The organism is Mesorhizobium hawassense (assembly GCF_003289945.1).
GTDB classification, from domain to species: Bacteria; Pseudomonadota; Alphaproteobacteria; order Rhizobiales; family Rhizobiaceae; genus Mesorhizobium; species Mesorhizobium hawassense.
In genome coordinates, this window is record NZ_QMBP01000028.1 from 47,213 (window position 1) to 58,593 (window position 11,381).

The 11,381-nt window shown below is 64.9% G+C and carries 14 protein-coding genes; 5 read left to right on the forward strand and 9 right to left on the reverse strand.

The features are described from left to right. Positions 1-49 precede the first annotated feature (49 nt). The 7 genes from ruvB to rcdA form a co-directional block, all read right to left on the reverse strand. Entirely contained in the window at positions 50-1,087 is a 1,038-nt protein-coding gene (gene ruvB, locus DPM33_RS33190) for a Holliday junction branch migration DNA helicase RuvB (protein WP_112101587.1), read from the reverse strand. A 43-nt stretch (positions 1,088-1,130) separates the two neighbouring features. Then, positions 1,131-1,751 carry a Holliday junction branch migration protein RuvA gene (ruvA, locus tag DPM33_RS33195; protein WP_112101588.1) on the reverse strand — a complete coding sequence of 207 codons (621 nt, stop codon included), beginning with the start codon at positions 1,749-1,751 and terminating at the stop codon, positions 1,131-1,133. A 10-nt stretch (positions 1,752-1,761) separates the two neighbouring features. Beyond that, positions 1,762-2,181: a type II toxin-antitoxin system VapC family toxin gene (locus DPM33_RS33200; protein ID WP_112101589.1), complete on the reverse strand. Its 420-nt coding sequence runs from the start codon at positions 2,179-2,181 to the stop codon at positions 1,762-1,764. Beyond that, a complete protein-coding gene (locus DPM33_RS33205; RefSeq protein ID WP_112101590.1) occupies positions 2,159-2,428 on the reverse strand; it encodes an AbrB/MazE/SpoVT family DNA-binding domain-containing protein in 270 nt (89 codons plus the stop codon). Before DPM33_RS33205 ends, DPM33_RS33200 begins: the two co-directional genes overlap by 23 nt. A 44-nt stretch (positions 2,429-2,472) precedes the next feature. Continuing rightward, positions 2,473-2,991: a crossover junction endodeoxyribonuclease RuvC gene (ruvC, locus tag DPM33_RS33210; protein WP_112101591.1), complete on the reverse strand. Its 519-nt coding sequence runs from the start codon at positions 2,989-2,991 to the stop codon at positions 2,473-2,475. 89 nt (positions 2,992-3,080) lie between these two features. Further along, entirely contained in the window at positions 3,081-4,145 is a 1,065-nt protein-coding gene (locus DPM33_RS33215; RefSeq protein WP_112101592.1) for a glycosyltransferase family 2 protein, read from the reverse strand. A gap of 296 nt (positions 4,146-4,441) precedes the next feature. Then, positions 4,442-4,972: a protease adaptor protein RcdA gene (rcdA, locus tag DPM33_RS33220; RefSeq protein WP_112101593.1), complete on the reverse strand. Its 531-nt coding sequence runs from the start codon at positions 4,970-4,972 to the stop codon at positions 4,442-4,444. A 537-nt stretch (positions 4,973-5,509) separates the two neighbouring features. On the opposite strand from rcdA, the gene DPM33_RS33225 reads away from it, so the two are divergent. Beyond that, the gene (locus tag DPM33_RS33225) at positions 5,510-6,061 is read left to right on the forward strand and encodes a DUF2269 family protein (protein WP_112101598.1); all 552 of its coding nucleotides are present in this window, start codon (positions 5,510-5,512) and stop codon (positions 6,059-6,061) included. A gap of 46 nt (positions 6,062-6,107) precedes the next feature. Here DPM33_RS33225 and DPM33_RS33230 read toward each other — a convergent pair whose 3' ends face one another. Next, entirely contained in the window at positions 6,108-6,878 is a 771-nt protein-coding gene (locus DPM33_RS33230) for a sulfite exporter TauE/SafE family protein (RefSeq protein WP_112101594.1), read from the reverse strand. A 161-nt stretch (positions 6,879-7,039) separates the two neighbouring features. Between DPM33_RS33230 and DPM33_RS33235 the strand changes: the two genes are divergently transcribed. Continuing rightward, a complete protein-coding gene (locus tag DPM33_RS33235) occupies positions 7,040-7,498 on the forward strand; it encodes a GNAT family N-acetyltransferase (RefSeq protein WP_112101595.1) in 459 nt (152 codons plus the stop codon). 144 nt (positions 7,499-7,642) lie between these two features. Here DPM33_RS33235 and DPM33_RS33240 read toward each other — a convergent pair whose 3' ends face one another. Next, positions 7,643-8,077, reverse strand: coding sequence for an SRPBCC family protein (locus DPM33_RS33240; protein ID WP_112101596.1), 435 nt, complete (start codon positions 8,075-8,077; stop codon positions 7,643-7,645). 162 nt (positions 8,078-8,239) lie between these two features. On the opposite strand from DPM33_RS33240, the gene DPM33_RS33245 reads away from it, so the two are divergent. From DPM33_RS33245 to DPM33_RS33255, 3 genes are all read left to right on the forward strand, one after another. Next, entirely contained in the window at positions 8,240-9,337 is a 1,098-nt protein-coding gene (locus tag DPM33_RS33245) for an adenylate/guanylate cyclase domain-containing protein (protein WP_112101599.1), read from the forward strand. Between the two features lie 178 nt (positions 9,338-9,515). Next, the gene (locus DPM33_RS33250) at positions 9,516-10,163 is read left to right on the forward strand and encodes a thiamine phosphate synthase (RefSeq protein WP_112101597.1); all 648 of its coding nucleotides are present in this window, start codon (positions 9,516-9,518) and stop codon (positions 10,161-10,163) included. A gap of 133 nt (positions 10,164-10,296) precedes the next feature. Then, the gene (locus DPM33_RS33255; RefSeq protein WP_112101600.1) at positions 10,297-11,334 is read left to right on the forward strand and encodes a tetratricopeptide repeat protein; all 1,038 of its coding nucleotides are present in this window, start codon (positions 10,297-10,299) and stop codon (positions 11,332-11,334) included. Positions 11,335-11,381 lie beyond the last annotated feature (47 nt).

Sequence of the window (11,381 nt, forward strand, 5' to 3'; positions counted from 1 at the left end):
GATTCCGCACAGACGGCCATCGCGCGCCAAAACTGCGAACAAATCTGCGTTACTCTTCCTGGAACAGGCTGATCTGCTGCTGCGCGATGTCCTTTGGCGGGTCGAGCCCGAGATGCCGCCAAGCGTTCGCGGTCAGCACGCGGCCGCGCGGCGTGCGCTGGATGAAGCCCTGCTGGATGAGATAGGGCTCGATGATGTCCTCGATCGCGTCGCGTGGTTCGGAGAGCCCGGCCGCGATCGTCTCGATGCCCACCGGTCCGCCGCCGAAATTGCGCGCGATCATCGAAAGATAGCGGCGGTCGAGCGCGTCGAGGCCGAGCGCGTCGACCTCCAGCCGTGTCAGCGCCTCGTCGGCGATCTTCCTGTTCACATGCTCGGCGCCGGCGACGCTGGCGAAGTCGCGCACCCGGCGCAACAGCCGGCCGGCGATGCGCGGCGTGCCGCGCGCGCGGCGCGCGATCTCCACCGCGCCATCGTCGCCGAGCGGCATAGACAGGATACGGGCGCCGCGCCGCACGATCAGCTCCAGCTCCTCGACCGTGTAGAAATTGAGCCGGACCGGAATGCCGAAACGATCGCGTAGCGGATTGGTCAAAAGCCCAAGCCTTGTCGTCGCCGCTACCAGCGTGAAGCGGGCAAGGTCGATCTTGACCGAGCGCGCCGCCGGCCCCTCGCCAATGATGAGATCGAGCTGGAAATCCTCCATCGCCGGATAGAGGATTTCCTCGACCGCCGGATTGAGGCGATGGATCTCGTCGATGAACAGGACGTCTCGCTCCTCGAGATTGGTGAGCAGCGCGGCCAGATCGCCGGCCTTGGCGATGACCGGACCGGAGGTCGAGCGGAAATTGACGCCGAGCTCGCGCGCCATGATCTGCGCCAGCGTTGTCTTGCCGAGCCCGGGCGGGCCGACGAACAGCACATGATCGAGCGCCTCGCCACGGCCCTTGGCGGCATCGACGAAGACCTTGAGATTGGCGCGCACCGCCGCCTGGCCGACGAACTCGTCGAGCGACTGCGGCCGCAGCGTCTGATCGGCATCCTCGCCGCGCTTGTCGGGGGCAATGAGGCGGGGCGAAAGGTTCATGCCGCCTTCCTTGCATAGGACCGAAGGCGGAACAAGCGCCGCCTCACCGCGCCAGTTCCTTCAGGCCGAAACGGATCAACTTCGAGGCGTCCGCTCCCTCGCCGGCCGATTTCAGCGCCGCCGCAACCGCGTTCGCCGCTATGTCGCGCGAATAGCCGAGATTGACGAGCGCCGAGACGGCATCCGTGATCGGTGCGGCCGCGACCCCTTCGCCGAGCTCCTGCTTGAGACCGATCGTGCCGGTGGCAGCACCCGCATAGGCCGGTGCCTTGGTGCGCAATTCGGTGACGATGCGCTCGGCCACTTTCTTGCCGACGCCGGGCGCGCGGGAAACCATGGCGATGTCGCGCAGCGCGATCGCATTGGCGAGATCGGCCGGCGCCAGCGTCGACAGCACCGCCAGCGCCACCTTGGCGCCGACGCCCTGCACATTGTTCATCAGAAGACGAAACCACTCGCGTTCCAGCCCGGTCTGGAAGCCGTAAAGCCGGATCATATCCTCGCGCACATAGGTCTCAATGAACAGCACCACCGCCTCGCCGGGCGACGGCAGCGATGCCAGCGTGCGCGCCGAGCAGTGGGCGACATAGCCGACTCCGTGCACGTCGATGAGGCAGGTATCCTCGTCGATCTCGTCCAGCGTGCCTTTCAGCTTGCCGATCATGCTATGGCCTTCATGGATGCGTTTCCGGCGAAATGATTTCGAGCTCGGGGAAGTAGCTGCGATAGCGAGGCGCGTCGCGCGTCAGGAGACGGTGCCCGGCAACGGCCGCATGCGCGCCGATGAAGAAATCGGGAAGTGTCCGCTCCCGCAGGCCTCCGGCGCGGCGATAGCGTGAGTGCGTGACACCGGCCAGGAATGCCGCCGCCCAGGGCAACGGCTCCCGGGCGATCTCCAGCATGTCGGTCGCTCGTTTGAGCTGCGCTTCCGTCGCGATCAGCGGAGCCAGCTCGGCCCAGACGATCTGGTTGACGACCAACGCACCCTCACTACGACAGGAAGCGATGGCGTCGGCCGACCATTCCGTCGAAGCGCCGCCCGGCCCCCAGACATCGATCAGCACATTCGTGTCAATCAAGGTCGAGATGCTCACGCGGCCCCCTCAACCATTCGACATATTCCTCGGCGCCCATGCCCTCTAGGTCCAGGGTCCCCGCCATGCCAGCTAGAGTTTTCCTGAACCGGCGGGTCGCTTCCTCCTTGGAGAGGTTTTCGTTGATGGCAACAAGCCGCGCCCCCTCGTCGGTCGCCACGAACTCCACCTCGGAGCCCGGACCGATACCCAGGTGATCCCTTATCTGCTTGGGGATCGTGACTTGCCCCTTTGTGGTCACGCGCATGGTAATACCTCAGAGGTATTACTTATTGCATGACCTGGAACAAGTCAAGAACATCCCCCCGCGACCGCCATCCGATAGGCGACGCTCGGGCGGTGATGCGCATGGCAGATGGCGATGGCAAGAGCGTCGGCGGCGTCGTCCGTGTCGAAGATCGCCCTCGGCATCAGCACCTTGACCATCATGTGGATCTGCTTCTTCTCGCCATGGCCGACGCCGATCACCGCTTTCTTGACCGCGTTGGGGGCGTATTCGGCGACCACCAGTCCAGCGCGCGCCGGCACCAGCATGGCAATGCCGCGCGCCTGGCCGAGCTTCAGCGTCGCGGTCGCATCCTTGTTGACGAAAGTCTGCTCGACCGCCGCTTCATGCGGCATGGTCCGGTGAAGCACCTCGACCAGCCCGTCATGCAGTTGGCAAAGCCTTGTCGCCAAGGGCGCCTTGTCGTCCGAACGCACGGTACCGGACGCAACGAAGCGCAGCGAGTTGCCCACGCTTTCGACAATGCCCCAGCCGGTGCGCCTCAGACCCGGATCGATGCCGATGATGCGAATCGCTTCCCCCATGCGCCAAGTCTAGCGGTGGCGGCAAGCGATGCCAGCAAAATGTGAACAAACCGGAAACAATTGCGATGTTGAGATCGTCGCGAGACGGATCAGTTCGTCATGCGGCGGACGGTTTTCGACAGCCGCGTAAGAAATTCCGGCCTGGACGACGCGACCAGCTTCCATGCCAGGACGGCATTTCCCATGCGCCGCGGCAGGATTCCGATGCAAAGGAACCAGACCGCCAGGGCAGCCCGTCGCCGCCAGGATGCATTCATTTCCAGGCTGGCGGCGGCGCCCGCTTTTGCCAGTCCCAGCCGGGAGTCGGTCGTAACCGGATGCCGGGGTTCGTCGACACAGAGCGAAGCCAGTCGCTCTTCCAGATGAACCGGATCGCGAAGGCCGGCATCCTGCGGCACCGTCAGGCCCATTTCGGCCGCCCGGTCGGACAGAGCTTCAAGGCGCCGGAAATCATGCTGTACACGCCAGCGCGCCCGCTCGGCCAGCTTTTCGGCAAAGACCGAGTGGTTGGCGCCGTGGATGCGATAGGCGCCAAGGCAGGTGTCGATGGATTTCACCTCTCCTTCAAGCGGCGCGAGCGTCGCCAGATAGCCATCGGCGCCCTGCCGGAAATCGCGCTCCGGCACGGGCATTATCGCTTCCAGCGTCTCACGGCCGAACGCCAACCCGCTCGTCACCGTCGTATGATAGCGCCCCTTGCGCAACAATTCCGGGACGACGTCGCCGGAGTCGAACGGTTGTTCCGGCGGTGGAAAGACATCCTTGATGCGCTGGTCCTCGTCGACGAGATGCAGTCTGAACTGCGCCTGAGCGACAGCCGCGTCCCATTCGCCGAGCACCTCGGAAATGGCGTTCGGATAGAGATAGTCGTCGGCGTCGAGGAAAAGAACGATCTCCCCGGTGCTCGCCTCGAACCCGGTGTTGAATGCAGCGGCGTGGCCGCCATTCCTGCGCCTCAGGCACGGGCGGATTTTGTCGCCGTAGGATTCGATGACGGCCACCGACGCATCGGTCGATGCGTCGTCGACGACCACGACCTCGACATTCCGGTGGTCCTGTTCCAAGGCGCTGTCGATGGCGCGTCCTAGAAACTGTTCGTAGTTGTAATTGGGGATGATGATCGATACCGGGGTGCGGTCCAATGGCGAATGCACGGATCAGGCCTCGCAATCTGCTTTGGTCACAATGACGGTGATTTGGTGCAAAACCGGTCGGGTCGACCCGGCTGCGGCGAACGGCCCCAACTAGGGGCCTATCGCCTCAAGGCAAGGGTGTTTCTTCCCGCAAAGGCCGGCATGGCCTTCAACGCGACAGGGGCTGCCGCAATATCGAAGTACGGTCGGGGCCACAGGCGCTCGACTTGCGTCCGATCACGGCTCGCCAATTGCGGCTCGATCGAGAAGCCTCGCTCCCGCGAGGCGCTATCGCAGCGTTGGTTGCAAACGCGGTTTCAGCCGCGGGCGAACGCCGTGTTCAAGAGGCTGATCTGGTCGGAAACCGGGTTGGCCCGGCGGCTGGGGGCGTGGATGTCGCTGATGACGCCGCCATAGATTTCTTCATCCATGCGCCGCACCAGCGCCTGCAGGCGCAGCGAGCGCGTCACCAGTTCGAGAAATTCCTTCGGCAGCTCGCTCCAGCCGAGCGCCTCGTCATGCGCCGAGGCGGTGTCGAGCCGCACCTTGGATTTCTCCGAAGCCACCTGGTCACGCGTCATCTCGCCGGAATTCGCCGCCCGCTGCAGCAAGAGCCAGGACGCGACCTGCATCAGCCTAGTGGTCAGCCGCATCGATTCGGCCGCGTAGAGCGTCGCCGCCGTGCGCGACAATTTCTTGGCCTCGAGCCTGCCCTTGCCATCGAGATATTCGGCGGCCTGTTCGACCAGCCCCATGCCTTCCTGGTAGAGCGGCTTGAAGGATTGGGAGAAAACCCGGCGCTCCGCCAGCTTGACGGTTTTCGCGCTGCCCTTCGAAGGCTCGTTCATCGATACGCCCCTGCACTGCCGCCAGCCGATTCGACTATCCTTGCCGACGTGGCCAGCACCCATAAATGACTGAGGCTTGAAAATGCGCTTCGATGCCCATGAAGGCAAGCGCATGTTTAACAAACGGTTAACGCCGGTTACGTTCGAGCCCGCCGCCCGCCGACAAAAAAAAGAGCCGCGGATAAGGCGGCTCTCAGGAGTTTAACAGGGAGGCGTCAAACAAAGTGGCTCCAACCACTCGGTAAGAATCCAGCAAAACTGGATGTGGATAGTAAACGCCTGTAAAGCTTAATGAAGCCTTAACGCCGCGGCGATTTTTTGACCGAACGCGCTTTCATGTGCCGGAACAGGACAGCCGGCCTTCCTCCCCAGATCATCCGAAAGCCTGATTTTCCGACCGCCTCTCGCGGCGCCGAAACATGCCGGCTGCTGCCGCGGCATCGTTCCGAAACACGAGCCACGCAAAAGGCCGCTCCTTCCCAGGCGCTGCGCAAACCCGCGCCGCTGCAAGTCAACAAAGACATCCAGGAGCAAACCATGGATTGGTATTCGATCGTCAAATTCCTGCACGTTGTTTCGGCCATTTTATGGGTCGGTGGCGGCTTCGTGCTGTTCCTGCTCGGCGTGCTGGCCGAGCGCGCCGGCAACATCGAGGACAAGCTGCAGGCGATGCGCGCCAGCGGCCAGCTCGGCGGCAAGTTCTTCGCGCCGATGTCGATGCTGACGCTGGTCCTCGGCCTCATCATGTGCGGCTTCTGGGTCGGCTTTAGCGAGCTTTGGGTCGTCATCGGCCTCGTCGGCTATGCCACGACCTTCTCGATCGGCATGCTGGTCTTCAAGCCGACCGGCGAGCGCATAGGCGCCATGATCGCCAAGGATGGCGTGACGCCGGCGGTTCTCGCCATCGGCCAGCGCATGATGAGCTGGGCGCGCCTCGACTATGCGGTGATGCTGGTGATCATCGCCGACATGGTGCTGAAGCCGACTTTGCACGACATCGGCATTCTTGCCGGCATGGCGATGGTGGTTGGGCTCGGCGCCGCGCTCGCCTTCGGCGGCAGCCGCCAGATGGTGCCGAGCACCGCCTGAGCGTCGTAATTGTTTGGTGCGGGGCGGCTGGAGGGCCGCTTCGTTTCTACATCAGGCCGGCAATGCCGTCCCACAGCAGCTTGACGGCAACCACAGCGACGGTGGCGTAGGTGAACGGATAGAAGATTTCCGGCCGCATGCGGCGCACCAGCCAGGCGCCGGCGATCGTCGAAAGCGGCGCCAACGGCATCAGCACCGCCGAGGCGGTGAGGTTGGTGGTGTCGAACTGACCGAGCGCGAAATAGGGGACGAGCTTCAGCGCATTGGTGGCGGCAAAGAAGATCGCCGCCGTGCCCGACAGCACCTTCGGGTCGAGCCGGATCGGCAGCGCATAGACCTGGAATGGCGGGCCGCCGACATGGGCGACGAAGCTGGTAAAACCGGCGACCGTGCCCCAGAAGGCGGCGGCGATGCGGTTCGGCTCCGCCGCATGGTCGGCGCCGTGGCGGAACTGCAGATAGAGCCAGCGCAACACGAAGACCAGCGCGACGGCGCCGACGATCAGCCGCACCATCTCCTCTGTCACCAAAGCCGCGGTCAGCCAGCCGAGTCCGATGCCGATGACGGCGCCGGGCATCATGTCGACCAGCATCTTGCGGTCATGGACGCCCCACCATGTCCACACCGAAACGACGTCCATCAGGCACAGGATCGGCAGCAGGATGGCGGCCGCCTGAACCGGCGGGATGGTCAGCGCCATCAGCGGCACGCCGACGAAACCGACGGCGCCGCCGAAGCCGCCTTTCGACAGGCCGACAAGGATCACCGCCGGAATGGCGGCGGCATAGAACCACGGATCGCTGAGCAGGCCTGACATCGGCAAAGGGAGGTTGAGGAAGGCGGGAATTCAGCCATAGCGCAGAATGCCGTCTGCGGGATAGTCGATAATGCCGACATCGGCTATGCAGCTCGACATCGATGATCGGCTGCGCCGTAAAGGGATCTCGGTCGGCCGGCTCGCTGCCTTCGAGGTGTGAAATGAGCGCCATCAGCATTCGCCGGGCATGCGAAACGGACGTTGCGGCGATCGTCGCGATGCTTGCCGACGATCCGCTTGGCCAGGCCCGTGAGGACACAAGCCTGCCGCTGTCGCAAGCCTATCTGGACGCCTTCGCGGCGATAGACGGCGATCCGAACCAGTTCCTCGCCGTGATGGCCGACGGCGACCAGCTTATCGGCACGCTGCAGATCACCTTTGTCGCCGGACTGTCGCTGCGCGGCGCCCGGCGCGGCCAGATCGAGGCCGTGCGCGTCGCCGCGCACCGCCGCGGCGAGGGGCTGGGACAGCGCCTGTTCGAATGGGCGATCGAGAAATGCCGCGAGCGCGGCTGCCGGGTCGTTCAGCTGACGACCAACAAGAGCCGGACAGACGCGCATCGTTTCTATGACCGCCTCGGCTTCAAGGCCAGCCACGTCGGCTACAAGCTGGAGCTCTAATGCATGTCGCCCAGAAGTGTGCAGCGGTTCCGGGATAACGACATGCATCAAAACAAAGACTTAAAGCGTGCCGCCTGACTCCGTTTCGGCGCGAAGCGCTTTAACGCTTGGTGTCGTTGGCCGTCGGCAATCGCGGCCGCAACCCTACATCTTGTCCGGTCCCGGGTCGCCACCGGCGGCGGTGATTGCCAGCCGGCTGAGATAGTGCGTCCAGCCCTTCTCATGGCTGTCGCAAATCTCTCGGTCGGCAAGGCCGCTATGGGTGAGCTTGACCCGCGTTCCGCCGGACTCTTCGACCAGATCGATTTCAACAAGGCTCGAACCGGGCGGTGTCTTGTCGTTGCCCTCCCACCCGAAGCTGTAGGCAAGGCGGTGGACGGGTACAACCTCGGTGAATTGGCCGCGTGCCGTGGCTCTTCCCGCCAAATTCAGCAAGTAGAGACCGCCGGGCTTGGGCTCCGCCGTCGCCTCCGTTCCCATCCAGCGCACGATTTTGTCGGGATCCGTCAGGAAGGCGAAGATCGTCGCCGGCGGCGCCGCGATCTGCACCTCACGATGAACGATCAAGGGTTCAGCCATCGAAATCTCCCAAGTATGCGCTCGGCAACACGGTTCGCCTGGCAGGCGGCGCCGGACCAGCACTTTCGATTCGAAGCCAAATCGCCCTTCCGATCAACAAAAATCTCCTTGGGTTAATTCGCGCTGGTGACAGCGACGAAAGGCCGAAGCATGATCGTGTCGATGCGGCTTTCATCAACTCTCGCCTGGCTGGTCGACAGCGCCGGCGGCGCCGTCCAACCGGATGATTTTCTGGCTACGCTCGGCGCGCGGCTGGTTGACGACGGGCTGCCGCTCGCCGGTGGAGCCCTCACGCTCGCCGCGCCGCATCCGATCATAACGCGCCGCGCCTGGCTGTGGCGAGCCGAGACAGGCGTCGTCATGGAGGCGCTGGGTTTTGGCGGCGGCACGATGCCTGGAGCCGGGGACGGCGATCTCGGACGCGATTGGCTGGCGGGATTGGGAACCGGTGTCGTGCACGATTATACGGTTGGGCCTGAGCGCGAGGATGCACAATCCGAGCATCCAAAACTGAATTGGGCCGCGGCCCGTCCTCTCGCGGAGCACGAATCGAACACATTGGACCAGGTGGCGCGCTTTGCCGCCGCGCCACTTGCCGCTCTCGCCGCCAGGTCGGCGCTCTCGGCCCTGCTCGAGGCCTATCTCGGGCAGCGGAGCGCGGCGCAGGTGTTGGCCGGCCGTTCTCGGCGCGAGGTTGGTGAGACGATCCGCGCCGTCCTGTTCTACAGCGATTTGCGCGACTTTACCGCCCTGTCGCAGGAGACGGACGCCGAACAGGTCGTTGCGGCGCTCAACGCCAGCTTCGACCGCATCGCCGGCGCCGTTCACGCTTTTGGCGGCGAGGTGCTGAAATTCATCGGCGACGGCGTGCTGGCGATCTTTCCTGTCGGCGAGCGCTCGGTTTCAGAGGCTTGCGAGGCTGCGCTGCGCGCGATCGGAGCGGCGCGGGCGGGAATGGGCCAGCTCAATCAGGCCCGTACCAGACAGGGCATGCCCGAGCTGCAGTTCGGCATGGCGCTGCATCTGGGCGACATGGTGTGGGGCAATGTCGGCACGGCCGACCGGCTGGATTTCACCGCGATCGGCCCGGCCGTAAATCTCGTCAGCAGGCTCGAAGGTCTGTGCCGGCCGCTTGGACGGAGTGTGCTGATCTCGGGGGCTGTCGCCGCGGAAGTATCAACGCCTTTGGTCCCGCTCGGCGAACATCAATTGCGCGGAATCGCAAGATCGTGCGCCATCTTCGGCCTGCCGGTCGGGTGACCCCTGACGCGGTTCGGCGTTTCGTGAAACGGTGAACCGTACCCAGATCGAGGGCGCCGCCCGCGGCGGCCCGTGCCCAACGATCCTGCTTCGCCCGCCTGTTCAAACCGGGCGCTTTGCTCTATGCCGCAATGCAACCATCTTCGCCCGGCATAGGCGAAACCGGGATCGAAGGCCAATGAACGATTTAACCCCGCCCAACCGCTGCCGCATCGTGTTGATCGCGCCGCCTTTTGTACCGGCCGAGCATATCTGCGCGGCCTTCGAGGGCGGCGACGTCGCTTCGCTGATCCTGCCCGACAACGGCATGGACGATGCTTCCTTCCAGGTCTTCGCCGAACGGATCGTGCCGATCGCCCAAAGTGCCGGCGTCGCCGTGATCATCGCTGGCGACAACCGCATCGCCGGGCGCGTCCGGGCCGACGGCATCCATGTCGACGTGAAGCCCCGGGAGCTCGCCGAAACGATCGAGCGCCTGGCAGGCAAGATGATGGTCGGCGTCGGCGGCGTCAAGACCCGCGACGAGGCGCTGGAGCTCGGCGAGGAGCGGCCCGACTACATGTTCTTCGGTCGCTTCGGCTATGACAACAAGCCCGAGCCGCATCACCGCAACCTCGCCCTCGGCGAATGGTGGGCGGAGATGATTTCGATCCCTTGCATCGTCATGGCCGGTTGCGAGCTTGCGTCGGTGGAGGCGGTGGCCGCGACCGGCGCCGAGTTCGTGGCGCTTTCCAGCGCGGTCTTTGCCGACGGCCGCGACCCGCGGGCGGCGATCGCCGCCGCCAACGCGCTGCTCGATGAAACCGCGCCGCGTTTCGAGGACTGACGTGCGCCTGCGTGCCCTTTCCCTGGCTGTCCTGGCCGGCTTGATCGCCCCGGCTTGCTTGCTGAGCAATGCGGCGAGCGCGGCCGAAACCGTCCCGCTGCCGCAACCTCGGCCGGACACGAGCGTGCCAGACATGAGCGCCCCCGTCACAGGCAATTCGGATGCGGGAAAGGCCGACAGTGGCAATCCGGATGCCGGCAAACAAGATGCTGGCAAGCCGGGTGCGGGCAACAACCCCGCCGCCGACGCGCATGTTGACAAGCCGATCCAGAACACCTTGCCGCAGCCGGCCACCATGACGCCGCCATCGGCCGACGCCGTCAATCCAGATCGCTTCGGCGCCAAGCAGCCGGACGCCGCCTACGGCGCCTTCCAGCGCGGGCTTTACAAGACCGCCTACAACCTTGCCATGGAGCGCGCCAAGAACGGCGATCCGGCGGCCGAGACGCTGGTGGCCGAAATCCTGTCGCGCGGGCTGGGTGTGCCGGTCAATCCCGCGGAGGCCGGCAAATGGTACGCGCTGGCCGCCGAACAGGGCGTGCCGGAGGCGCAGTTCCAATATGCGCTGATGCAGCTCGATGGCCGTTACGTGAAGAAGGACGAAAAGGCCGCGTTCGCCCTTATGCAGGCCGCGGCCGAGGCCGGCAACCGGCTGGCGCAGTTCAACTTCGCGCAATTGCTCGTCCAGCGGGATCCGGGCGATGACGGCCTTGCGAAGGCCGCCGCCTATTACGAGCGCGCGGCCGCCACCGGCCTTGCCGATGCGCAATATGCGATGGCGCAGCTCTATGCCAACGGCGTCGGCGGCAAGCCGCATGACGACGCGCAGGCGCGCATCCTGCTGGCGCGGGCCGCGAGACAGAACTACGACACCGCGCAGATCGATCTCGCCGCCTGGATGATCGAGGGCCGTGGCGGCGAACGCGATCTGAAATCGGGCTTTGCCTGGATGCGGCGGGCTGCCGAAGGCGGCAATGTCGCCGCCCAGAACCGCCTCGCCAAGCTCTATATGGGCGGCATCGGCACCGACCCGGATCTGATCCTCGCCGGCGCCTGGTACATCGTCGCGCGCCGCGCCGGACTGATCGACCCGCAGATGGACGATTTCCTGCAGGGCCTCGACGACGACCAGACCAAGCAGGCGCTGCAAAAGGCAAATCGCCTGCCGTAACACGCGGCATCATGGTGGCGCCGTCCCCCGCCCCCCTTGCCCCCTCC

What these genes read in the sequence shown, in the direction of transcription:
- ruvB (WP_112101587.1), bottom strand. Translation starts at nt 1,087, where the DNA reads ATGAACCTTTCGCCCCGCCTCATTGCCCCCGACAAGCGCGGCGAGGAT.
- ruvA (WP_112101588.1), bottom strand. Translation starts at nt 1,751, where the DNA reads ATGATCGGCAAGCTGAAAGGCACGCTGGACGAGATCGACGAGGATACC.
- DPM33_RS33205 (WP_112101590.1), bottom strand. Translation starts at nt 2,428, where the DNA reads ATGCGCGTGACCACAAAGGGGCAAGTCACGATCCCCAAGCAGATAAGG.
- ruvC (WP_112101591.1), bottom strand. Translation starts at nt 2,991, where the DNA reads ATGGGGGAAGCGATTCGCATCATCGGCATCGATCCGGGTCTGAGGCGC.
- rcdA (WP_112101593.1), bottom strand. Translation starts at nt 4,972, where the DNA reads ATGAACGAGCCTTCGAAGGGCAGCGCGAAAACCGTCAAGCTGGCGGAG.
- DPM33_RS33225 (WP_112101598.1), top strand. Translation starts at nt 5,510, where the DNA reads ATGGATTGGTATTCGATCGTCAAATTCCTGCACGTTGTTTCGGCCATT.
- DPM33_RS33230 (WP_112101594.1), bottom strand. Translation starts at nt 6,878, where the DNA reads ATGTCAGGCCTGCTCAGCGATCCGTGGTTCTATGCCGCCGCCATTCCG.
- DPM33_RS33235 (WP_112101595.1), top strand. Translation starts at nt 7,040, where the DNA reads ATGAGCGCCATCAGCATTCGCCGGGCATGCGAAACGGACGTTGCGGCG.
- DPM33_RS33240 (WP_112101596.1), bottom strand. Translation starts at nt 8,077, where the DNA reads ATGGCTGAACCCTTGATCGTTCATCGTGAGGTGCAGATCGCGGCGCCG.
- DPM33_RS33245 (WP_112101599.1), top strand. Translation starts at nt 8,240, where the DNA reads ATGCGGCTTTCATCAACTCTCGCCTGGCTGGTCGACAGCGCCGGCGGC.
- DPM33_RS33250 (WP_112101597.1), top strand. Translation starts at nt 9,516, where the DNA reads ATGAACGATTTAACCCCGCCCAACCGCTGCCGCATCGTGTTGATCGCG.
- DPM33_RS33255 (WP_112101600.1), top strand. Translation starts at nt 10,297, where the DNA reads ATGAGCGCCCCCGTCACAGGCAATTCGGATGCGGGAAAGGCCGACAGT.